The sequence below is a fragment of the Jeotgalibacillus sp. 10bf12 genome (assembly GCF_055597105.1).
This window is the reverse complement of the sequence record NZ_CP200276.1, coordinates 937,501-960,830: the sequence shown is the minus strand read 5'-3', so window position 1 is coordinate 960,830 and position 23,330 is coordinate 937,501. Positions and strand designations below refer to the sequence as shown.

Below are 23,330 nucleotides of genomic sequence, written 5' to 3'. Positions count from 1 at the left end.
CGAACATAACACAAATAGAAAACGGGAAATCTCCACATTTTCTATTCTTTAAAACTTTATTTAAACCATTTTACCCAAAAGACAGTCCATTTATACAAAATGGACATACTTACTGATATTAATATTTTTACATCTTATAATAGTAACACAACCACTATAGGCGGTCAATCTTTTTTCGCTTTGAAGATAAAGTATCCTTTTTGCTTATCTACAACTTCGACAGTTGAAAATAACGCTTCAAGCTTCGCTCTGGCAGATGGCGCTCCCTGCTTTTTCTGAATGACTACCCACAGTGTCCCGCCAGGCAGAATCTTCTCTGCACTCTGTTCAAAAATCCGGTGAACAGTCTGCTTCCCTGCACGGATCGGCGGGTTTGTCAGAATCGCTGCAAAGGATTGCTCTTCCACCTGATCAAGGCAATCACTTTCATAAATTGAGATATTGCGAATATGATTCTGCTCCGCATTTTCTTTTGCTAATTCAAGCGCCCGTTCATTGACATCCACCATATGAATCTTTCTCTCAGGCATTTCTCTGGCAAGCGTCAAACCGATCGGACCGTAACCACAGCCGACGTCAAGCACCGGACCGGCGACATCTGGCTCTTCGAACGCTTCAATTAGCACCCTCGAACCGAAATCTACTTCATTTTTTGAGAATACACCCTGATCAGTTTTAAACTTTAACTTATGACCGCGCAGTGTAAAGTCCCACCAGTTCGGTTTACTTTCCACTCCGGGTTTCTTTGAGTAATAATGATCCGACATAACGACCATCCCACCCTTCTTTTCGATAAAAAAAGCCCGCTATATTTCAAGCGGACTTTCTCTTAAGACAAAATTACTTAACTTCTACGCCAGCGCCAACTTCTTCAAGTTTAGCTTTAAGCTCTTCAGCCTCTTCTTTAGAAGCGCCTTCTTTAACAGCTTTAGGCGTGTTGTCTACCATTTCTTTAGCTTCTTTCAGGCCAAGACCAGTGATTTCACGAACCACTTTGATAACCTTGATCTTTTGAGCTCCAGCTTCAGTAAGAACAACGTCAAATTCAGTTTGCTCAGCAGCAGCTTCTCCAGCTCCGCCACCAGCTACAGCTACAGGAGCAGCAGCAGATACGCCGAATTCTTCTTCGATTGCTTTTACTAGGTCGTTCAGTTCAAGAACTGTCATTTCTTTGATTGCTTCGATCATTTGTTCTTTAGTCATGATATAGTTCCTCCTTGTGGAATGTTTTTAGTTTTTTGGTTGGATATTGCTATCCGGCTAACAGGGAATTATGCGCCCTGTTCTTCTTTTTGATCTGCAACTGCTTGAGTTGCAACTGCGAATCCGCGCATTGGCGCAGTAAGAACGCTAAGAAGCATAGAAAGTAGGCCGTCGCGTGATGGAAGTTCCGCAAGAGCTTTCACTTGTTCAAGTGAAGCAACAGATCCTTCGATCACACCTGCTTTAAGTTCAAGTGCTTCATGGTTTTTCGCAAAGTTGTTAAGAATCTTCGCTGGTGCAACAACATCTTCAGCAGAAAATGCGATTGCATTAGGACCTGTAAGGCTTTCATCAAGACCTTCAAGACCAGCAGCTTCTGCAGCACGGCGAGTCATTGAGTTTTTGTAAACTTTGAACTCAACACCTGCTTCACGAAGCTGTTTACGAAGCTCAGTTACTTCTGCAACAGATAGTCCGCGGTAATCAACAATTACTGATGCTGCGCTCGATTGAAGTTTTTCCTGGATTTCTGTTACAAGTTGTTTCTTTTGCTCGATAACACTGCTCATCCTAACACCTCCTGTAATATTTGCTGTAGGCGTCACTTATACCGTTCCGATCATAAAAAAGCCTCTATGCCGGAAAGTAGACATAGAGGCGTATCATTTCAAGTAAAAGAAAATTCTTTTAATCGTCATGACCTCGGCAGGGAATTAAGTCACTCAGGACACCTGCTGTCTACGGTACAAATGAATATATAATTTCACAACAGAGAACATCATAGCAGATGTTCTCCAGTTGTGTCAATAACGTTTATTAATTATTTTACTGTTACAGAAGATGGGTCAACCTTGATTCCAGGGCCCATAGTCGATGTTACAGCTACTGACTTCATGTAAGTTCCCTTAGATGAAGCTGGCTTTGCCTTCTGGACAACATCAAAAATTGCGTTGAAGTTTTCAACAAGCTTTTCCTGATCAAATGAAACTTTACCGATTGGTACGTGGATGATACCAGACTTTTCAGCACGGTATTCAACTTTACCAGCTTTGATTTCATTTACAGCTTTTTCAACGTCAAATGTAACTGTGCCTGTTTTAGGGTTTGGCATAAGGCCTTTTGGTCCAAGAACACGTCCTAGTTTACCAACTTCACCCATCATGTCAGGTGTTGCAACGATTACGTCAAAATCAAACCAGCCGCCCTGAATTTTTTGAACAAGGTCGCCTTCTCCAACGTAGTCTGCGCCAGCCGCTTCAGCTTCTTTTGCTTTTTCGCCTTTAGCGAAAACAAGAACGCTTTGCGTTTTACCAGTTCCGTTTGGAAGCACTACTGCGCCACGGATCTGCTGGTCGTTTTTACGAGTATCGATACCAAGGCGGAATGCTGCTTCCACAGTTGCATCGAATTTTACAGTGCTTGTCTTTTGCGCAAGCTCAATTGCTTCAGTTACTGAGTAGTTCACTGAACGGTCAACAAGCTTTGCAGCTTCTTGATACTTTTTACCTTTTTTAGCCATTATAAGTTCCTCCTAATGTGGTTTTAGCGGAATAACCTCCCACGAATAAAGGTTGCGAGTGAAAGTTCTTCAGCTTCGCAACCCTGTCCAAGACAAAACATCAATTAGTCTTCAATCGTAATCCCCATGCTTCGAGCCGTACCTTCAACCATACGCATTGCTGCTTCAACATCAGCTGCGTTAAGATCAGGCATTTTTGTTTCCGCGATTTCACGTACCTTGTCACGCTTGACAGCCGCTACTTTGTTGCGGTTTGGTTCACCAGAACCTGACTCGATTCCTGCTGCTTTCTTCAGAAGAACTGCAGCTGGCGGAGTTTTAGTAACGAATGTAAATGAACGGTCTTCAAAAACCGTGATTTCAACAGGGATGATAAGACCAGCTTGATCAGCTGTACGAGCGTTAAACTCTTTACAGAATCCCATAATGTTAACACCAGCCTGACCTAGTGCAGGACCTACCGGCGGAGCTGGATTAGCTTTCCCAGCAGGGATTTGAAGCTTTACCATTTTAATAACTTTTTTAGCCACGAGACACACCTCCTTAAGTCCGTGATGTGGTAATAGGGCTTTTGTTTTTGCCCTCCCACTCAAAACTGATTCTTTTATATAAAGAATATAAAATGTTAGTTCAGTCTCTCTATTGAGACATACTGACTTAAAAGATGTTACCATCTTTCAAATCATAATTCAAGACGTTCTTTTTATATTTTAAGGAAATTGGTGAAATAAGCGGTTTTTCTTTTGGCTGTACTTTGTTAAGGCTGACTGATGAGCTACGCTTCAGGGGGACGCTTTCCGTGGCCGGGCGGTGAGCCAGCAGGCTTCGCCATGCTCTGTCTCACCTGTCCCTTCCTGCCACAGGAGTCGCCCCCTTACGCTTCGCCCATCAGTTGTGCAAATACACAGATGGGTTTTATTAAACCTCTTAATAAAGTGTCTTTTCATCAAACAAAATCAAAACCACTCAGACACTTCTTAATCCAGTTTCGTAATTTGTGTGAATTCCAGTTCAACTGGTGTTTCACGGCCGAACATGTTGACGAGTACTTTGACTTTTCCTTTGTCAGCGTCGATTTCTTCGATGACGCCTGCAAAGTTAGCGAATGGTCCTTCGTTGACTGTTACGTTTTCGCCAAGTTCGAAGTCTACGTCGATTGTGCGTTCCTGCATGCCCATTTGCTTGAGCAGCTGTGTTACTTCTTCAGGAAGAAGTGGTGTCGGCTTTGCGCCGCCGCCTGATGATCCGACGAATCCTGTTACGCCCGGCGTGTTACGCACGACGTACCATGAATCATCTGTCATGACGATTTCTACAAGCACATAACCAGGGAACGTTTTACGCTTCACTGTTTTTGCTTTACCATCTTTAATTTCAGTTTCTTCCTCTTCAGGTACGACAACGCGGAAGATTTTATCCTGCATCCCCATCGTCTCTACTCGTTTCTCAAGGTTCATTTTCACTTTATTCTCATAACCTGAATACGTGTGAACCACATACCAATTCTTTTCCACGAAGAGATTCCTCCTTTTTTAGGCAGCTGCCTTTTTCATATACTTTGCTAAAGTTGGCTGTTGATTTCCGTTTCAGGGGGACGCTTTCCGCGGCCGGGCGGTGAGCCAGCAGGCTTCGCCATATGCCTCACCTGTCCCTTCCTGCGAGCCGCCCCCTTCCACTTCAATCACCAGCTGTGCAAAAACAACAATGGACTTTAACAAAGCATTTATAACACTTATCTATCTGTCCGTCATAGGTTCCAAAATTCATTTTAAACAATGAAAAAACCCGTTAAACGGGCTTTGACATGTCTCCTGCTATTGTACACGAAATGCTCTTCAGGTGCGAAAAGAAAGCGGATTATAGGATCCAGTTAATGATCGCATCAATACCCATGTCGATGACGAAAAAGAATACTGCAACAAAGATAACTGTTGTCAGAACTGTAACAGTGTACTTTGTCAGTTCCTTACGTCTCGGCCAGCTGACCTTACGCATTTCGGAAGCAACATTTCGAAAGAAGTTGCTGATTTTACTCATGATGACGTACCCTCCAACCAGTGTTATTTCAAACAGCCTGCGCCAGGGGGCAGGCCATCATACCGTCTGCTTATGGACAGTATGAGCATTACAGTAGCGGCAAAATTTCTTAACTTCTAATCTATCGGTCTGCCTGCCGCCATTAGAAGGGACCGTATAGTTACGGGACCCGCATTCTGTGCAGGCAAGGATTGTCTTTTTAGTCATAATGTTCATTCCTTTTCAGGATGTGCATCCTTTAAAAAATAACACTCTATGGAAGCCATGTCAATATAACATTCCGGCTAGAAAGTCAATTCCCGGGCCTCCAGATAGCGCTCTAATTTTCTTTTCACGCGCTGGAGTGCGTTATCAATTGATTTCACATGACGGTCCAGCTCTTCTGAGATCTCCTGATAGGACTGCCCATCCAGATATAGAGAAAGCACCTGTCTTTCAAGGTCGCTCAGGAGCTCAGCTACTTTACCTTCTATTTTGCTGAATTCCTCCCGGTGAATCACTAGGGCTTCAGGATCAGTCTGCTTCGCAGGTGAGATCACATCCATCAGTGTCCGGTCTGACTCTTCATCATAAATCGGTTTATCGAGAGATACGTAGGAATTGAGCGGGATATGCTTTTGACGGGTTGCTGTCTTGATCGCTGTAATGATCTGACGGGTAATACACAGTTCTGCAAACGCTTTAAAGGAAGTGAGCTTTTCGCCTTTATAATCGCGGATTGCTTTATAAAGTCCGATCATTCCTTCCTGTATAATATCCTCTTTGTCAGCGCCAATCAGAAAATAAGAACGGGCTTTTACCCGGACAAAATGCCGATACTTATTGATCAGAAAATCTAGTGCATCACTATTCCCACTGTGAATCTGTTCGATAATTTTATCGTCTTCCATGCCACTGAATACGTTTCCTGCTGTCTGAGTGTGTGCGTTCAAAAGGATCCCCCCGCCTCTGTGAAACAAATAGATAGAAATATTATACTTTACAGAATTTTTAAGCGTCAACCGCTCATTTGCTGCCGCGCCTCCATTTTTCGAATATTTCGGCGACTTCATCACTGATCGGAATCTTTGATACAGGGCGTGCTGATTGGTTTTTCTCGATCTTTTTGGAAATTTTCTTTTCGATCTGTCTCACTTCAATTAAAAGTTCGCGGGCAGACTTTCTGAGCGCACCCTGGCCAAAAATAGCCCATTGCTCAGTAAAGTCACTTGTCGCTACGATCACCTGCGTCTGGATATCGTTTAATTCAATCGCAAGCTTCTCGATCCGCTCATCAGCTGTTTCATTTTTCCGCGTGAAAATGATTTCCACGCGGTAATTGTACATTTTCTTAGACATGCCTTCGACAAATTGCGCGTCAAAGACGATAATGACGGGGTAACCTGTATAGCCCTGATACTCCGCCATCATTTCAATCAGCCTGTCCCGTGCAGAGCCAAGGTCGTGGCTTTTTAACTCAGTCAGTTCAGGCCAGGCGCCTATAATGTTATAGCCATCGACGAGCAGTACATTTTTCATCACAGATCATCCTTCCAGGGGATGACGGCGACGGTAGATTTCATACATTAAGATACTTGCAGCAACCGATGCGTTCAGTGATGTGACATGACCGCTCATCGGAAGGTGGATCAGAAAATCACACTTCTCGCGCAGGATTCTGCTCATACCCTTCCCTTCACTGCCGATAATCAGACCTACAGGCATTGTGCCGTCAAAGCGACGGTAATCGTCACTGCCTTTTGCATCTGTTCCGGCAATCCAGAGCCCTTTATCCTTCAGCTCATCAAGCGTACGCGAAAGGTTGGTCACACGCACAACCGGCACATGCTCAATGGCGCCTGTAGAAGCCTTCGCAACAGTTGCAGTCAGTCCTACTGCACGGCGCTTTGGAATAATGATGCCATGTACGCCGACTGCATCCGCTGTTCTCATAATCGAACCAAGGTTATGCGGATCTTCAAGCTCGTCCAGGATCAGAATAAATGGATCCTCACCCTTTTTTTCAGCCAGTGCAAATACATCATCCATTTCCGCATACTCATATGCAGCAATTGATGCAACGACTCCCTGGTGCTGACCATCCATCAGCTGATCGATTTTCTTTTTCGGTACGAACTGAACGAGTACATTCGATTCTTTTGCAAGCTGAATGACCTGCTGCATCTGTCCTTTTTGCGAACCTTCACCAACCCAGATTTTATTAATTTCTCTTCCGGCTCTCAGCGCTTCAAGCACCGGGTTTTTCCCGCCAATAAACTCTTCACTCATCGCCCCGCTCCTTTCTGCTCTTCTGCGATCATCGAGATCGCTTTAACGATAATCTCTTCCATCCGTTCTTTACGTTCTGTTAAATATAAATAGCCAATCACGGCTTCAAATGCAGTACTGTAACGGTAGGTTGCCACATCTGTGTTTTTGGGTATACTGCCTGACTTGGCATTGCGTCCGCGGCGGATAATCGCCATTTCCTCTTCAGAAAACAGCTCCATCTCAAACATTCTGTGGATCACCTGCGCCTGGGCTTTTGCTGATACATAGCGGATTGCCTCACGCTGAAGCGCATTCGGACGAATCGTACCGATCATGAGAAGATGGTGTCTCACGTACTGCTCATAGACGCCATCCCCCATGTAGGCAAGCGCTAATGCATTCAGCTGTTTTGGATCCAGTGAAGAAGAAGAGTAATCCATTGTTACCCTCTTCTCCAGCGGATACCCTGTTTTGTATCCTCTAATATAATATCCATGTCCTTTAACTGATCACGAATGGCATCTGCTGTCGCAAAATCACGGTCTTTACGTGCCGCTTCACGCTTTCTGATCAATTCATCAATCTCTTCATCAAGCATTTCCTGCTCTTTCAGTTCAAGACCCAGTACGCCTGTCAGTTCTTTCAGTGTATCTGTAAATGCATCGATTACTTCAACTGACGTATTCTTTTCTCTTAGGTACAGGTTCGCTTCACTTGAAAGGTCGAATAAAACCGAAATTGCGTTAGCTGTGTTAAAGTCGTCATCCATCTCTTTAATAAATGCTTCCTTTTTAGCAGCAGCTTTTTCGAGCCATTCTGTATCATTATCAGTTAAGCCTGAGCTTGAATTTCTCCGGTGCTTCAGGTTTTCATAAGCAGTGCGGATTCTGTCAAGTCCCACTCCCGCAGCTTCCAGCAGCTCACGGTTATAGTTAATCGGGTGACGGTAATGAACTGACAGCATAAAGAATCTCAGCACCTGCGGATCTGCTTCTTTTAAGATGTCATGCACGAGCACAAAGTTACCGAGTGACTTCGACATTTTTTCATTATCAATATTAATATACCCGTTATGCAGCCAGTAGTTCGCAAAAGGCTTCCCTGTTAATGCTTCTGACTGGGCAATTTCATTTTCATGGTGAGGGAAAGCAAGGTCCTGACCGCCCGCATGGATATCAATTGTATCCCCAAGATACTTTCTCGCCATCGCAGAGCACTCAATATGCCAGCCCGGGCGTCCTTCTCCCCATGGGCTTTCCCATGAGATTTCCCCTTCTTTCGCCGCTTTCCATAACACGAAATCCAGTTCATCTTCTTTACGTTCATCAGACTCGATTCTGGCGCCGATCCGCAGTTCATCAATCGACTGATGGGACAGTTTACCGTAACCATTGAATTTTCTTGTACGGTAGTAAACGTCCCCACCTGACTCATAAGCAAAATCCTTCTCAATGAGTGACTCAATAAACTCAATGATCAGATCAATATTTTCAGTTACGCGCGGATGAGCGGTACCGTGTGCGCATCCAAGTGCACCAACATCCTCGAAGTATGCATCAATAAAGCGCTCTGCCACTGCAGGTACTTCTTCACCAAGCTCATTCGCTGCGCGGATCAACTTATCATCTACGTCTGTAAAGTTAGAGACGTAATTCACGTCATAACCTCTGTATTCCAAATGGCGTCTCACCGTATCGAATACGATTGGTGGACGGGCGTTACCGATATGAATATAGTTATAAACCGTCGGACCGCATACATACATTGATACCTTTCCTTCTTCAAGCGGTTTAAACGTTTCTTTTTGTCTAGTTACTGTGTTATACATCTGAATGCTCATGGCTGTGAGCTCCTTTCACGTTCTTTCTTCAGCTGATCTTTGACAAAAGCCAGCTCTGTTTCAAGTGTTCTGATCCGCTCCCAGATTGGATCCGGCATATCCTGATGATCGAGATCCCTGCGAACCTTTTTGCCGTCTCTGATGACGACCTTGCCAGGGATACCGACAACAGTCGAATTGGCCGGTACGTCCTTTAATACGACAGAGCCTGCACCGACTTTGGAGTTTTCCCCGACGATAATTGAACCAAGCACTTTTGCACCTGTTGCAATCAGGACGTTATCTTCAAGTGTCGGATGGCGCTTACCCTTTTCCTTACCTGTACCACCTAATGTGACGCCCTGAAAAACCGTCACGTTATTCCCGATTTCGCACGTTTCGCCAATGACCACACCCATACCGTGATCAATAAAGAACCGGTGGCCGATCTTGGCTGCGGGATGAATTTCAATTCCTGTCAGTACTTTCGCCATTTGCGAAATTGCCCGGGCAATAAAAAACATTTTCCGCTTATAAAACCAATGCGCAATCCGGTAAGCCCATATTGCATGGAGCCCGGAATAAGTTAAAACGATTTCAAAGGCGGAGCGGGCTGCAGGGTCCTGGTCAAATACCGTATCTATATCTTCACGAATCCTCTTAAACATACCATTCACTCCTTTCATTTTAGCCGATTCTCGTATAATTCCAACTAATACGATAAGAATTAACTGTTTTAAAATAGAAAAAGCGTCTCTGTCAAAATGACAGAGACGCTTTTTTGCGCGGTTCCACTCTGTTTGAGACATTCCTGTCCCCAACTTAACCAGGATAACGGCCTGAACCGCTGTTGCCTACATCAACTTTCAGCAAAAGGCTCAAGGGTGCATTTCAGAAAACATTCAGCCCAAACCGCTTTCAGCCTATGGCGGTTCTCTCTTCCAGAGCTTTTGTTTTTCCTACTTCTCCCTCTCAAAGCTTTTATATATCAAACGTCAAATCAGCTGTTTAAAAGTTTCTATAGACATACTATATACCATTCTTTTTAAAATGTTAATCAGTCAGCTTACTTAAACGTGCAAGTACTTTTTCTTTACCTAATACTTCAATCGCGCTCGGCAGGTCCGGTCCGTGTGTCTGACCTGTTGCTGCTACACGGATTGGCATAAATAACTTTTTGCCTTTATGTCCCGTTTCCTTTTGTACAGCTTTTATTGATTTTTTAATTTCTGCTGCTTCAAAGTTTTCAAGTGCTTCAAGCTGACGGCTGAGTTCTGCCATCACTTCAGGCACCTGCTCTTCAGCAAGTACTGCACTCGCTTCCTCGTCATAAGCAATTTCATCTTTGAAGAACAGCTCTGACAGCGCCACAATCTCAGCACCATAACTCATCTGCTCCTGATAAAGTCCGACAAGCTTACGCACCCACTCTTCCTGTTCAGGTGTGCGGTCTTTCGGGATCTTACCCGCTTCCTCAAGGTGAGGTGTCGAAAGGGCAACCACTTCATCAAGGTCAAGATTCTTCATATACTGATTATTCATCCACTCAAGCTTTTTCGTGTCAAATACAGCCGGTGATTTCGACAGACGGTCAGCGTCAAAGCGCTCGATCAGCTCTTCTTTAGAGAATAGCTCATCCTCCCCTTTAGGAGACCAGCCAAGCAGTGCAATAAAGTTAAATAACGCATCCGGCTGATAGCCAAGATCCTTATACTGTTCGATAAACTGAATGATTGAGCCGTCACGCTTACTTAATTTTTTACGCTCTTCATTGACAATCAGTGTCGTATGACCAAACTTTGGAATCTCCCAGCCAAACGCTTCATAGATCATCAGCTGCTTCGGTGTATTTGAAATGTGGTCATCCCCACGCAGAACGTGTGAGATTTTCATATAGTGATCATCCACTGCTACTGCGAAGTTATACGTTGGAATACCGTCTTTTTTCACAATAACGAAGTCACCAATACCATCGCTTTCAAATGACACATCATCTTTTACGATATCGTTGAACGTATACGTTTTGCCCTGTGGCACAGCAAAGCGGATACTAGGCTTGCGCCCTTCAGCTTCAAGCGCTGCACGCTCGTCATCAGTCAGGTTGCGGCACTTTCCGCTGTAACGCGGCATTTCACTGCGTGCGATCTGGCCTTCGCGCTCTGCTTCAAGCTCTTCTTCTGTGCAGTAGCACTTATAGGCAAGCCCGCGCTCAAGCAGGTCATCATAATGCTTTTTGTACAAGTCATTACGCTCTGACTGACGGTATGGACCGTAGTCTCCACCGACGTCGATGCTTTCATCCCAGTCAATGCCGAGCCACTTCAGGTACTCAAGCTGAGATTCTTCTCCGCCTTCGATGTTACGTTTTGTATCTGTGTCTTCCACACGGATGATAAATGTACCGTTATGGCTTCTTGCGAATAGGTAGTTGAATAATGCTGCTCTTGCATTCCCGATATGCAGGTGTCCTGTCGGGCTTGGTGCGTAACGCACGCGAATGTCTGTAGACATAGAAATCCTCCTAGAATGATCACTTTGTTAAAATTGGCTGCTGATTTCCACTTCAGGGGGACGCTTTCCGCGGCCGGGCGGTGAGCCAGCAGGCTTCGCCATGCTTTGTCTCATCTGTCCCTTCCTGCCACAGGAGTCGCCCCCTTACGCTACAATCATCAGCTGTGCAAAAATGATGATGTTCTTTAACAAAACAAAATAATTATTTACTATATTAATACTTACTATGCTGATCAGGTCTTTTGTAAAAGGATGACCGCCTGAGCGGCGATACCTTCTTCACGGCCTTCGAAGCCGAGTTTTTCGGTTGTTGTTGCTTTTACGTTAACCTGCGTTTCTGATGCTTCAAGCAATTCTGCAATGACTGCGCGCATGTCCCCGATATGAGGTGCCATTTTTGGCTTTTGCGCAATAATTGTACAGTCAATGTTACCTAAGCGATAGCCGTTTTCTCTGACAATCCCCCAGACGTGCTGGAGCAGTTTTTTTGAGTCGGCATCTTTAAATTCCGGATCTGTATCCGGGAAGTGTCGTCCGATATCACCTTCACCGATTGCACCAAGTGCTGCGTCTGCGACAACGTGGAGCAGTACATCTGCATCCGAATGTCCGAGCAGTCCTTTTTCATAAGGAATGGTTACTCCGCCGATAATGAGCGGACGGTTCTCTGCAAGCTGATGGACATCGTATCCCTGTCCAATGCGAAACATGGCAGTTTCCCCTCTCTATTGATCGCTTTTAGCTAAAATGGCTTCAGCAAAAACGAGATCTTCTTTTGTCGTCAGCTTTATATTATCATAATCTGATTCAATGACTGCTACTTTTCCACCGGTTTTTTCAACGAGTGATGCTTCATCTGTCCCTAGAAAACCGGTGCGTACTGCTTCCTGGTGTGCATTCATCAGGACCTCAAGCTGAAAAGCCTGCGGGGTCTGCACTGACCACAGGCTTGAACGCTCAACTGTTTCTGTTACAAGTCCGTTTTGCACTTTTTTAATGGTATCTTTTACAGGTACAGCAGCAATTGCACCGCCATCTGATGCAGCTGTTTCAGACAGGCGGCGGATCACAGTCTGCTTAATGAACGGCCTTGCACCGTCATGGACCATAACAATATCAGCCTCTGCCGCTTTCAAGCCTTCAAAGACACTGTGCTGGCGCTCTTCCCCACCCTGCACCATATGTGCGACCTTCTCAATCTTATATTGCTTAAGCAGCTGCGTGAGTGTTTCATGATCATCAGGATGAATCACAAGGATCACTCCGCTGCATAATGCATCCTTTTCAAAAACGCGCAGCGTATGAATAATCACCGGAACCCCGTTCAGTTCAAGCAGGAGCTTATTACGGTCTGCTCCCATCCGTTTCCCCCGGCCCGCTGCCGGAATGACTACTTCATAATTCATGTATGACTCCTTTTACAATGCTTTCTCATAAGACTTCGGCTTCGCAAAGATCATGCGGCCTGCAGATGTCTGAAGCACACTTGTGACAATCACATCGATCTGCTTCCCGATAAAGTTTTTACCGTCTTCCACAACAATCATCGTGCCGTCATCAAGATAGGCAATCCCCTGATTCTGCTCTTTTCCGTCTTTAATCATCTGCACGTTCAGTACTTCACCCGGAAGCACAACCGGCTTCACCGCATTGGCTAAATCGTTAATGTTTAATACCTGCACATCCTGCAGCTCACATACCTTATTTAGATTGAAGTCATTTGTAACAACAATTCCGTTCAGTACTTTTGCAAGCTTGACGAGTTTACTGTCCACTTCCTGAATTTCCTCAAAGTCTCCCTCATAAATCGTAACCTGGATCGGAATATCACGCTGGATTCTTTTTAGAATATCCAGCCCTCTTCTCCCTCTGTTACGCTTCAGCGCATCTGATGAATCAGCAATATGCTGCAGCTCACCAAGTACAAATTGAGGAATGACAATCTCTCCGTCTAAAAAGCCTGTCTGACAAATATCAGCAATCCGGCCATCAATAATGACGCTTGTATCAAGGATTTTATGACGCTTTGAAGCCGGTACATCACTGACTTCCCTTGCAGCTGATTCTTCCAGTTTTTTATTTGAAGGGTTTCTTGAAAAGAGGTGGACCAGCTCATCTCTCTTTGTAAAACCAACCTGGAATCCAAGGTAACCAAGGATTAACGTCAAAAGAATTGGAACGACTGTATTAATAATCGGTATTTCAATATCATTGACTGCCACCCCCAGAAGGAAAGCGGTAATCAAACCAATAATCAGTCCAAGTGCACCGAATAAAATATCAGTGACAGGTGCTTTAATAAGAGAATCTTCCGCCCACTTAATAAAATTGACAACATACTTAATCGCCCAGAATGTGACAGCATAAAAAATAATGGCTCCCAAAATCGCGGTTACATAAGGGTTGTTTAAAAGTGCATAATCAAGATTAAAAGGAATAAGTACTAATTCAGGTAATAAAAATACGCCTAATGTTCCGCCAACAATCAGAAAACAGATTTGAATAATTCGTTTTAGCATCCCTTCACCTCCTCAGATGAAAATTTTTCAATTAATAAAGCTTGTGAAAAGAGTAGCATGAGAATATTAAGCAAGTCAATTTAAACAAAAGCGCAATATCATATCATACAACGCAAATGCTTACAAACCATTTTTTGTTAGTGATCTGCTAAAGACTGCTCTCTGACAGATTTCAGTCCTTCCTTAATTTTTCTTGCCCTGATACCCCCGATTCCATCTACATCATCCAGCTCTTCTACTGTTGCCTGCTTTAATTTATCAAGCGTGCCAAAATCACCGATAATATTTTCAATGATCGTAAACGGCAGACGCGGTATTTTATTCAGCACGCGATATCCTCTTGGTATAGCCTGATGTTCGTATTCAGTAGAAGACGGATGACCGAGCAATTTCATGATTTTTTCATCATCCATGACTTCTGATGTAACCGCTTCTGCAAATGTCTCATACATATCCTGCGCTGCTGCATGGTCGTCACAGGCATAATCGCGGATCACCATAACCGCCGCTTTCTCAAGATCAGCAAGCAGCTCATTCAGCTGCAGACGCACAAGCCGGCCTTCAGAACCAAGTTCATTTAAATAAAGCAGCAGTTCATTTTTAATCCGGATCACCATTTCAAAGCGGTGAATGACCTGTAAAACATCGTTATATGTCGCCGCTTCCTCATACTCCAGCAGCGTTAAGTGAGACAGACTCTGGTCGAGTACAGTACGATACTTTTCAAGTGTCTGCAGCGCCTGATTTGCTTTTGCAAGAATCACTGCAATTTCCTTGAGTGCATAGCGGTAGGTCCCTTTATACAGGGTGATGACATTCCGTCTTTGAGATATTGCAATAACGAGAGAATCTGTCTCTCTTGCAACCCGCTCCGCCGTCCGGTGACGCATGCCTGTTTCTGAAGAAGGAATCGTCGGGCTCGGATTCAGCTGCGCATTGGCAATCAGAATTTTATTGCCAGGTTCATTCAGAATAATCGCACCATCCATCTTTGCAAGCTCATACAGGTACGTTGGGGAAAACGGACAATGGATTTGAAAGCCCCCGTCTACAAGCGGCTTCATCTTATCGTTACACCCAACTACAATAAGCCCGCCTGTCCCGGCACGCAGGACGTTATCAATTCCTTCTCTAAAAGGTGTTCCCGGTGCCACAAGCTGAATGATATCAGCGGATGGGCGCTTTCTTCTCCGATTATCCATGATCTATCCCTCCAGTGTTTTCTTTAATGCTTCTGCTACATTTGATACACCGACTACTTCAATACCCTCAGGGAATGTCCATCCGCCGATATTATTTTCAGGAATAATAACTCGTTTAAACCCAAGCTTTGCCGCTTCCTGTACGCGCTGCTCAATTCTTGATACGCGTCGCACTTCACCTGTCAGTCCAACTTCACCGATCATACAATCAAACGGCTTTGGCGGCTCATCCCGGTAGCTTGATGCAATACTGACAAGAACAGCAAGATCAACTGCCGGCTCATCCAGCTTCACACCACCCGCTACTTTTAAATAAGCATCCTGCGTCTGCAGCATCAGACCGACACGCTTTTCAAGGACAGCCATTAAAAGAGACACGCGGTTCTGATCAATGCCTGTGGCCATTCTTCTCGGGTTGTTAAAGCTTGTCGGTGTCACAAGCGCCTGAATTTCAACAAGAATCGGCCGCGTTCCTTCCATGGAGGCCACAACAGTTGACCCGGCTGCACCCTGGGAGCGTTCTTCAAGGAAAATCTCGGACGGATTGCCGACCTCTCTTAACCCTTCTTCACGCATTTCAAAAATACCCATTTCATTCGTTGAACCAAAACGGTTTTTCACGGCGCGCAAAATTCTGTAAGTGTGGTGGCGTTCCCCTTCAAAATAGAGGACTGTATCCACCATATGCTCTAAAATTCTCGGACCGGCAATGGATCCTTCTTTCGTAACGTGCCCAACGAGGAAAATCGCAATATTTTTCGTTTTGGCAATTCGCATCAGCTCCGCTGTACATTCACGCACCTGCGTAACGCTTCCGGGTGCCGATGTGACTTCCGGGTGATAGACGGTCTGAATTGAATCGATGATGACAATATCAGGGGATACCTGCTCTATGGAGTGATGAATCGACTCGAGATTTGTTTCTGCATAAATCATCAGCTCTTCAGATGTAACACTGAGACGGTCAGCGCGAAGCTTCGTCTGCTTGATCGACTCTTCTCCTGAGATATACAGCACTTTGTTTTTTGTCTCTGCAAGCTGTGATGACACCTGAAGTAAAAGCGTAGACTTACCAATACCGGGATCTCCCCCGATCAAAACCATTGAGCCCGGCACAACACCGCCACCAAGAACCCGGTTCAATTCCTGCATCTTTGTCATAACGCGTGTCTCTTCGTGCGTCTCTACTTTAATCAGTGGAGTCGCCTTTGACTGGCTTCCCTCCGGCGTATGAGTGAACGATTTTCTCGGCTGTTTACCGGTAATCGTCACATCCTCAACCATTGTGTTCCACTCACCGCAGCCCGGACATTTCCCCATCCATTTTGCAGATTCGTACCCGCACGAGTTACACATAAACTTGGATTTCTTTTTTGCCAAACCTGTTCCCTCCGTTAAAAAAAGGTGCACGTGACTGCCATTCACACGTGCACCTTCTGACATTATTGCGTTACATCTGCTTCTTCTTTACGGGAAACAGTAAACTCCCCGTCTTTATAATCGATTTCCACTTTATAACCTTCAAGTACATTACCTTTTAACAGCTCTTCAGATAGACGGTCCTCGATATGCTTTTGAATCGCACGACGCAGTGGGCGCGCACCATATTCAGGGTCAAATCCTTCATCTGAAATTTTCTCTTTCGCCGCCTCAGTAATGACAAGTTCAATGTCTTTTTCTTTTAGACGCTTCACAAGCTCGCCTGCCATTAATGAAACAATCTGCTTCAGGTGACTCTTCTCAAGCGAGTGGAACACAATGGTTTCATCAATTCTGTTCAGGAATTCAGGACGGAACGCACGCTTTAATTCTTCAAGCACTTTGCCCTTCATATCCTTATAATCCTGACTGGAATCCTGTACAGCAAACCCGACATGACGGTTCTGCTTCAGTGCGCTTGCCCCAACGTTAGATGTCATGATCAGTACAACGTTACGGAAGTCGACTGTACGACCCTTAGAGTCTGTCAGGCGTCCATCTTCAAGTACCTGCAGCAGGATGTTAAATACATCAGGGTGTGCTTTCTCAATTTCATCAAGCAGCACAACTGAGTATGGTTTGCGGCGGACTTTCTCAGTCAGCTGACCGCCTTCTTCATATCCAACATAGCCTGGAGGTGAACCGACAAGACGTGATGTCGAATGCTTTTCCATATACTCTGACATATCAATACGAATCATCGCATCCTCTTCACCGAACATTGATTCAGCAAGTGCGCGGGCAAGCTCTGTCTTACCGACACCAGTTGGTCCAAGGAAAATGAATGAACCAATCGGACGCTTCGGATCCTTCAGCCCTGCACGTGCACGGCGGACTGCTTTTGCAATCGCTGTTACTGCATCTTCCTGACCAATCACGCGGCCGTGAAGTGAATCCTCAAGGTGCAGAAGCTTCTGCGTTTCAGTTTCAGCAAGGCGGGATACCGGTACACCTGTCCATGTAGACACAACGTGTGCGATATCTTCAACTGTCACTTCAGTATTTTCCTGACCCTGCTTTTCTTTCCACTCTTTCTTCGTTTCTTCTAGCTTTTCTTTCGTCTTCTGCTCTGAATCACGAAGAGAAGCTGCTTTTTCAAACTCCTGGCTCTGAACGGCAGCATCTTTCTCATTACGGATGCCTTCAAGCTTAGCTTCAAGCTCCTTCAGATTTGGAGGTGTTGTATATGAACGCAGACGTACTTTCGAACCTGCCTCATCAATTAAATCAATCGCCTTATCCGGCAGGAATCGGTCAGAAATATAACGGTCTGACATTTTCACTGCTGCTTCAATCGCTGCGTCCGTAATCGATACACGGTGGTGTGCTTCATAACGGTCACGCAGTCCTTTTAAGATCAGCACTGACTCATCAGCTGTCGGCTCATCCACCTGAATCGGCTGGAAACGACGCTCAAGCGCTGCATCCTTTTCAATATACTTGCGGTACTCATCAAGTGTTGTCGCACCGATACACTGCAGTTCACCACGTGCAAGGGATGGCTTCAGAATGTTGGATGCATCAATCGCACCCTCTGCTCCACCTGCACCGATCAATGTATGAAGCTCATCGATAAACAGAATCACGTTACCTGCCTGACGAATTTCATCCATTACTTTTTTCAGACGGTCTTCAAATTCACCGCGGTATTTTGTACCTGCAACAACCGTACCCATATCAAGTGTCATCACGCGCTTATCACGCAGGATTTCCGGCACTTCATTCTGTACAATCTGCTGTGCCAGTCCTTCAGCAATCGCTGTTTTACCAACACCAGGCTCCCCGATTAGTACCGGGTTATTCTTTGTACGGCGGCTTAATACTTCGATGACACGCTGGATTTCCTTGCTTCGGCCAATTACAGGGTCGAGGCTTCCTTCACGTGCAATCACTGTCAGATCACGCGCCAGTCCATCAAGTGTTGGTGTATTCGCACTTGCATTTGAAGCCTGCTGACCGCCTGCCTCATTGCTGCCAAGAAGCTGAAGTACCTGCTGGCGTGCTTTATTCAGACTTACACCTAAATTATTCAGTACGCGTGCTGCTACGCCCTCTCCTTCACGGATTAAGCCAAGCAGAATATGTTCAGTTCCTACATAAGAGTGGCCAAGTTTACGTGCCTCATCCATTGAAAGCTCAATGACTTTTTTTGCTCTCGGTGTATAGTGAACGCTTGGTGACTGTTCTGTCCCCTTACCGATCAGCTCTTCAACTTCTTCCTGAATTTTCGTTGTGCTCAAATTAAGCGTCTGCAGTGCTTTCGCTGCAATGCCCTCTCCTTCACGAACGAGACCAAGAAGGATATGCTCAGTACCGATATTTGAATGGGAAAGACGGATTGCCTCTTCCTGTGCCAATGCTAATACTTTTTGTGCTCTCTCTGTGAATCGTCCAAACATCATATGTCTGATCCTCCTTTATCTTTACTTACATCCATCTCCAGACGCTCGCGGATCAGCGAAGCCCGCCTGATATCTCTTTCCACAGGACGCAGGAAACCTCCTGCATACTGCTGTAAAAATCCTGGCTGCGTCAAAATCATCAGCTCATTTAAAATACTTCTCGACACATTTTCAATAAACCCAAGGTCAATGCCAAGACGTACATCCGACAGGCACTTTGCCGCTTCCTTAGACTCAATCACGCGGCTGTAACGCAATGTTCCATAAGACCGGAACACTCTATCTTCAAGCTGGATCCCTGATGATTTAACCAGTGCTTCCCTGGCTGACTTCTCCTGGGCAATAATCTGATCTACCACATGCAGCAGGTCCTCAGTAATATCTTCTTCTGACTTCCCGAGTGTCGTCTGGTTAGAGATCTGAAAGATGTTACCTAAAGCTTCGCTACCCTCACCGTAAATTCCTCTCGCTACCAGACCAAATTGTCCAATCGCAGGAATAATCCGGTTCATCTGGTGCGTCATCATTAATCCTGGTAAATGCATCATAACAGATGCACGCAATCCCGTCCCAACATTTGTCGGGCAGGTCGTCAAATATCCGAAATTCTCATCGAACGCATAATCAAAATGCTCCTCGATCGCATCATCTATCTCAAGCGCTTTTCGCAGTGCCTCCTTAAGCTGAAGGCCGGGAAACAGGCACTGGATACGCAAATGATCCTCTTCATTGACCATCAGGCTGACATCCTCATCATCTGACAGCCATACAGAGGAAGAACTTGAATCCTCCGCAAGGTTTGGACTAATTAAATGTTTCTCTACAAGTACTCTTTTTTCAAGCCCCTGCAAATCCTTCATTTTCAGCTCCTCAAGTGGATACCCTGCCTGCTGAACTGCAGTCCCAACTGCCTCTGACGTCTGCTCAGCTTCCTCTTGAGTAAACACGGTCGGAAACGCGTATTCATGATGATTCCGCGCCAGTCTGATTCTTGTAGACAGTACAATTTCTGAGTAAGGGCCGTCTTCATTCATCCAGGAACTGACCGCCTGATTTAAAAATCTCTCAAGACTCATCAGCGCCGCCCCCTTCATCACGAATTTCGGCTTCAAGCGAACGGATCTGATCACGAATTTCAGCCGCCTGTTCAAATTCTTCCTGTTCAATCAAAGCCTTCAGATCTGAACGCAGCTCCGTTACCTTCCGCTTCATATGAATCGTGCCACCCTGGCGCTCAGGCAGCTTGCCCTGATGAACAGTATTACCGCTATGCAGTCTTTTTAAAATAGGCGGCAGCTGATCCCTGAAGGATTCATAACACTTCGGGCAGCCAAACTTTCCAATCTTTAAAAACTGATCAAATGTCATTTGGCACCCACTGCACTCAACCGTCTCACGTCTCTGCTGCTGAGGCTGACTCTGCTTCATCACAGGTGACACATTCAACAGTCCTGCAAGTAAATGATTAAACGAAAATGCACCATCATCATTCATGAACGCTTCACCCTTATCCTGGGCACACACCTCACACAAATGAATCTCCGACTTCTTACCGTTCACGACATTTTTCAAATGAACAGCAGCAGGCCGCTCCTGGCATTGCTCACACATCATACTCATCACCCCGCGACCTTATTGATATTTTAAAACAGTCAGCATAGCGGTCAGGATCCTTCCTCTTACCTCATCCCTTACAGGCAGAGGCACATTCAGCGTAGACCGGTCCATCGCACTGAGCATAAGCTTTGCTTCCCGTTTGGAAATCACTTCTTCATCAATCAATCGAAATACCACACTCTCCGCAACCGCCTGTGAAACAACCGGCTGAAGAATCTCAAGAATCTGATCAATTAAATGCGCATGATCATCACTTTTTACTTTTATAATACGTATATACCCTCCGCCGCCACGCTTACTCTCCACAACGTAGCCACTTTCAATCGTAAAACGGGTTTTCATCACATAATTGATTTGAGAAGGCACGCACTGGAAACGCTCAGCAATCTCACTGCGCTTTATCTCCACTATTTCACTTCCACTCTTCTCCAAAACCTCTTTCAAATAGTTTTCAATCACATCAGAAATATTTTTCACATTGCCACCTCCCCACCTTGACTTTGACTATCTTTGACTATGATTATACAACATAGTTCAGTTTATGTGCAATTCAGGGGCTGGGATACTGGTGATTTGCATGAGTGTTGGTGTATGGGCAGGCATGTATCAGGGAGGGAGGTGGCACAGATAGAACGGATGGCGCTGATGGCGGGCAATTGAAGGAAATACAACTTTTGTTGATGGAATTAATGAATTTTATGATGAAAATCTTACATGGAATGAAGGAATAAAAGGTGTGTTTTTGGCTGCTGAAGGAATTAATGTCCGGATTGAGGGAATCAAACCAGATATTGAAGGGATCCACCACAGGGTTGAGGGAATAACTTTCGAATTGAATGAATTCCGTCGTCCATACACGCACTTAAGGTTTCGTCTTTTGGCCTTTGATGCCACTGGGATTCTGGCCTTTTGCTCTTAATGCCCTTCAGATCATATCCCTCTAATGCGTTTCAATGCACAAAAAAAGCCTTCCCACTCAGGGGAAGACTCAGGTTGCCTAGCGACGTCCTACTCTCACAGGGGGAAACCCCCAACTACCATCGGCGCTGAAGAGCTTAACTTCCGTGTTCGGCATGGGAACGGGTGTGACCTCTTCGCTGTCATCACTAGACATAAGGCTCGCGCCTTCAAAACTGGATACGTTCATCAAAGTAAGGGATTTTCCGAGAATCAACCGATTTGGTTAAGTCCTCGATCGATTAGTATTCGTCAGCTGCACATGTCACCATGCTTCCACCTCGAACCTATCTACCTGATCATCTTTCAGGGATCTTACCACTTGCGTGTGGGAAATCTCATCTTGAGGGGGGCTTCATGCTTAGATGCTTTCAGCACTTATCCCGTCCGCACATAGCTACCCAGCGATGCCATTGGCATGACAACTGGTACACCAGCGGTGCGTCCATCCCGGTCCTCTCGTACTAAGGACAGCTCCTCTCAAATTTCCTGCGCCCACGACGGATAGGGACCGAACTGTCTCACGACGTTCTGAACCCAGCTCGCGTACCGCTTTAATGGGCGAACAGCCCAACCCTTGGGACCGACTACAGCCCCAGGATGCGATGAGCCGACATCGAGGTGCCAAACCTCCCCGTCGATGTGGACTCTTGGGGGAGATAAGCCTGTTATCCCCGGGGTAGCTTTTATCCGTTGAGCGATGGCCCTTCCATGCGGAACCACCGGATCACTAAGCCCGTCTTTCGACCCTGCTCGACTTGTAGGTCTCGCAGTCAAGCTCCCTTATGCCTTTACACTCTTCGAATGATTTCCAACCATTCTGAGGGAACCTTTGGGCGCCTCCGTTACTCTTTAGGAGGCGACCGCCCCAGTCAAACTGCCTGCCTGACACTGTCTCCCGGCCCGATAAGGGCCGCGGGTTAGAAGTTCAACACAGCGGGGTAGTATCCCACCAATGCCTCCACCGAAGCTGGCGCTCCGGTTTCTAAGGCTCCTACCTATCCTGTACAAGCTGTGCCAAAATTCAATATCAGGCTGCAGTAAAGCTCCACGGGGTCTTTCCGTCCTGTCGCGGGTAACCTGCATCTTCACAGGTACTATAATTTCACCGAGTCTCTCGTTGAGACAGTGCCCAGATCGTTGCACCTTTCGTGCGGGTCGGAACTTACCCGACAAGGAATTTCGCTACCTTAGGACCGTTATAGTTACGGCCGCCGTTTACTGGGGCTTCAATTCGCACCTTCGCTTGCGCTAAGCACTCCTCTTAACCTTCCAGCACCGGGCAGGTGTCAGCCCCTATACTTCACCTTACGGTTTCGCAGAGACCTGTGTTTTTGCTAAACAGTCGCCTGGGCCTATTCACTGCGGCTCTCTCGGGCTTGCACCCTAATAGAGCACCCCTTCTCCCGAAGTTACGGGGTCATTTTGCCGAGTTCCTTAACGAGAGTTCACTCGCTCACCTTAGATTCTCTCCTCGCCTACCTGTGTCGGTTTGCGGTACGGGCACCTTGCATCTCGCTAGAGGCTTTTCTTGGCAGTGTGGAATCAAAGACTTCGGTACTAATTTCCCTCGTCATCACAGCTCAGCTTACGCGGAAACGGGATTTACCTCATTTCCTGCCTAACTGCTTAAACACGCGCAACCAACGGCGTGCTCTCCTATCCTCCTGCGTCCCCCCATTACTCAAACGATGTGTTGGTGGTACAGGAATATCAACCTGTTGTCCATCGCCTACGCCTATCGGCCTCGGCTTAGGTCCCGACTAACCCTGAGCGGACGAGCCTTCCTCAGGAAACCTTAGGCATTCGGTGGAA

At 45.8% G+C, this 23,330-nt stretch carries 24 protein-coding genes, 2 rRNA genes and 2 other annotated features (1 of these 28 running past the window's edge); all 26 genes read right to left on the bottom strand.

Features of this window, described 5'->3' with window-relative positions:
* Positions 1 to 164: 164 nt before the first annotated feature.
* Entirely contained in the window at positions 165 to 767 is a 603-nt protein-coding gene (locus DH10bf12_RS04625) for a class I SAM-dependent methyltransferase (protein WP_471737389.1), read from the bottom strand.
* Between the two features lie 73 nt (positions 768 to 840).
* Entirely contained in the window at positions 841 to 1,203 is a 363-nt protein-coding gene (gene rplL / locus DH10bf12_RS04620) for a 50S ribosomal protein L7/L12 (RefSeq protein ID WP_404406737.1), read from the bottom strand.
* 68 nt (positions 1,204 to 1,271) lie between these two features.
* Positions 1,272 to 1,772 (bottom strand): 50S ribosomal protein L10, encoded by a 501-nt coding sequence (rplJ, locus tag DH10bf12_RS04615; RefSeq protein WP_471737388.1) that lies wholly within the window; start codon positions 1,770 to 1,772, stop codon positions 1,272 to 1,274.
* A gap of 46 nt (positions 1,773 to 1,818) precedes the next feature.
* Positions 1,819 to 1,965, bottom strand: a sequence feature (ribosomal protein L10 leader region).
* 58 nt (positions 1,966 to 2,023) lie between these two features.
* On the bottom strand, positions 2,024 to 2,722 hold the full coding sequence (rplA, locus tag DH10bf12_RS04610; RefSeq protein ID WP_471737387.1) for a 50S ribosomal protein L1: 699 nt from the start codon (positions 2,720 to 2,722) through the stop codon (positions 2,024 to 2,026).
* A gap of 104 nt (positions 2,723 to 2,826) precedes the next feature.
* Positions 2,827 to 3,252: a 50S ribosomal protein L11 gene (gene rplK, locus DH10bf12_RS04605; RefSeq protein WP_039806251.1), complete on the bottom strand. Its 426-nt coding sequence runs from the start codon at positions 3,250 to 3,252 to the stop codon at positions 2,827 to 2,829.
* A gap of 447 nt (positions 3,253 to 3,699) precedes the next feature.
* Positions 3,700 to 4,236: a transcription termination/antitermination protein NusG gene (nusG, locus tag DH10bf12_RS04600; RefSeq protein ID WP_471737386.1), complete on the bottom strand. Its 537-nt coding sequence runs from the start codon at positions 4,234 to 4,236 to the stop codon at positions 3,700 to 3,702.
* Between the two features lie 343 nt (positions 4,237 to 4,579).
* Positions 4,580 to 4,759 (bottom strand): preprotein translocase subunit SecE, encoded by a 180-nt coding sequence (gene secE, locus DH10bf12_RS04595; protein WP_039806247.1) that lies wholly within the window; start codon positions 4,757 to 4,759, stop codon positions 4,580 to 4,582.
* A 57-nt stretch (positions 4,760 to 4,816) separates the two neighbouring features.
* Positions 4,817 to 4,966, bottom strand: a complete 150-nt coding sequence (gene rpmG, locus DH10bf12_RS04590; RefSeq protein WP_471737385.1) for a 50S ribosomal protein L33 — start codon at positions 4,964 to 4,966, stop codon at positions 4,817 to 4,819.
* 77 nt (positions 4,967 to 5,043) lie between these two features.
* Positions 5,044 to 5,760 carry an RNA polymerase sporulation sigma factor SigH gene (gene sigH / locus DH10bf12_RS04585; RefSeq protein ID WP_471738187.1) on the bottom strand — a complete coding sequence of 239 codons (717 nt, stop codon included), beginning with the start codon at positions 5,758 to 5,760 and terminating at the stop codon, positions 5,044 to 5,046.
* 4 nt (positions 5,761 to 5,764) lie between these two features.
* Positions 5,765 to 6,277, bottom strand: coding sequence for an NYN domain-containing protein (locus DH10bf12_RS04580; protein ID WP_471737384.1), 513 nt, complete (start codon positions 6,275 to 6,277; stop codon positions 5,765 to 5,767).
* Positions 6,278 to 6,283: 6 nt separating this feature from the next.
* Positions 6,284 to 7,027 carry a 23S rRNA (guanosine(2251)-2'-O)-methyltransferase RlmB gene (rlmB, locus tag DH10bf12_RS04575; protein WP_471737383.1) on the bottom strand — a complete coding sequence of 248 codons (744 nt, stop codon included), beginning with the start codon at positions 7,025 to 7,027 and terminating at the stop codon, positions 6,284 to 6,286.
* Positions 7,024 to 7,449 carry a Mini-ribonuclease 3 gene (locus DH10bf12_RS04570; protein WP_471737382.1) on the bottom strand — a complete coding sequence of 142 codons (426 nt, stop codon included), beginning with the start codon at positions 7,447 to 7,449 and terminating at the stop codon, positions 7,024 to 7,026. The genes rlmB and DH10bf12_RS04570 overlap by 4 nt, the downstream gene beginning before the upstream one ends.
* A 2-nt stretch (positions 7,450 to 7,451) precedes the next feature.
* On the bottom strand, positions 7,452 to 8,849 hold the full coding sequence (gene cysS / locus DH10bf12_RS04565; protein WP_471737381.1) for a cysteine--tRNA ligase: 1,398 nt from the start codon (positions 8,847 to 8,849) through the stop codon (positions 7,452 to 7,454).
* Positions 8,846 to 9,496: a serine O-acetyltransferase gene (gene cysE / locus DH10bf12_RS04560; protein ID WP_471737380.1), complete on the bottom strand. Its 651-nt coding sequence runs from the start codon at positions 9,494 to 9,496 to the stop codon at positions 8,846 to 8,848. The genes cysS and cysE overlap by 4 nt, the downstream gene beginning before the upstream one ends.
* Positions 9,497 to 9,594: 98 nt before the next feature.
* Positions 9,595 to 9,813, bottom strand: a binding site (T-box leader).
* 68 nt (positions 9,814 to 9,881) lie between these two features.
* The gene (gltX, locus tag DH10bf12_RS04555; RefSeq protein ID WP_471737379.1) at positions 9,882 to 11,339 is read right to left on the bottom strand and encodes a glutamate--tRNA ligase; all 1,458 of its coding nucleotides are present in this window, start codon (positions 11,337 to 11,339) and stop codon (positions 9,882 to 9,884) included.
* Between the two features lie 233 nt (positions 11,340 to 11,572).
* Entirely contained in the window at positions 11,573 to 12,049 is a 477-nt protein-coding gene (gene ispF, locus DH10bf12_RS04550; protein ID WP_471737378.1) for a 2-C-methyl-D-erythritol 2,4-cyclodiphosphate synthase, read from the bottom strand.
* 15 nt (positions 12,050 to 12,064) lie between these two features.
* On the bottom strand, positions 12,065 to 12,745 hold the full coding sequence (gene ispD / locus DH10bf12_RS04545; protein WP_471737377.1) for a 2-C-methyl-D-erythritol 4-phosphate cytidylyltransferase: 681 nt from the start codon (positions 12,743 to 12,745) through the stop codon (positions 12,065 to 12,067).
* 12 nt (positions 12,746 to 12,757) lie between these two features.
* Positions 12,758 to 13,858 (bottom strand): PIN/TRAM domain-containing protein, encoded by a 1,101-nt coding sequence (locus DH10bf12_RS04540; RefSeq protein ID WP_471737376.1) that lies wholly within the window; start codon positions 13,856 to 13,858, stop codon positions 12,758 to 12,760.
* Between the two features lie 137 nt (positions 13,859 to 13,995).
* A complete protein-coding gene (gene disA, locus DH10bf12_RS04535; RefSeq protein ID WP_471737375.1) occupies positions 13,996 to 15,060 on the bottom strand; it encodes a DNA integrity scanning diadenylate cyclase DisA in 1,065 nt (354 codons plus the stop codon).
* Positions 15,061 to 15,063: 3 nt separating this feature from the next.
* Positions 15,064 to 16,440 carry a DNA repair protein RadA gene (gene radA, locus DH10bf12_RS04530; protein ID WP_471737374.1) on the bottom strand — a complete coding sequence of 459 codons (1,377 nt, stop codon included), beginning with the start codon at positions 16,438 to 16,440 and terminating at the stop codon, positions 15,064 to 15,066.
* Between the two features lie 62 nt (positions 16,441 to 16,502).
* A complete protein-coding gene (gene clpC / locus DH10bf12_RS04525; protein WP_471737373.1) occupies positions 16,503 to 18,941 on the bottom strand; it encodes an ATP-dependent protease ATP-binding subunit ClpC in 2,439 nt (812 codons plus the stop codon).
* The gene (locus DH10bf12_RS04520; RefSeq protein WP_471737372.1) at positions 18,938 to 20,017 is read right to left on the bottom strand and encodes a protein arginine kinase; all 1,080 of its coding nucleotides are present in this window, start codon (positions 20,015 to 20,017) and stop codon (positions 18,938 to 18,940) included. Before DH10bf12_RS04520 ends, clpC begins: the two co-directional genes overlap by 4 nt.
* On the bottom strand, positions 20,007 to 20,561 hold the full coding sequence (locus DH10bf12_RS04515) for a UvrB/UvrC motif-containing protein (RefSeq protein WP_471737371.1): 555 nt from the start codon (positions 20,559 to 20,561) through the stop codon (positions 20,007 to 20,009). Before DH10bf12_RS04515 ends, DH10bf12_RS04520 begins: the two co-directional genes overlap by 11 nt.
* A gap of 12 nt (positions 20,562 to 20,573) precedes the next feature.
* Positions 20,574 to 21,035: a CtsR family transcriptional regulator gene (locus tag DH10bf12_RS04510; protein WP_471737370.1), complete on the bottom strand. Its 462-nt coding sequence runs from the start codon at positions 21,033 to 21,035 to the stop codon at positions 20,574 to 20,576.
* 518 nt (positions 21,036 to 21,553) lie between these two features.
* A 5S ribosomal RNA gene (rrf, locus tag DH10bf12_RS04505) occupies positions 21,554 to 21,669 on the bottom strand.
* 68 nt (positions 21,670 to 21,737) lie between these two features.
* Positions 21,738 to 23,330, bottom strand: a 23S ribosomal RNA gene (locus tag DH10bf12_RS04500); it runs 1,330 nt beyond the window's last position.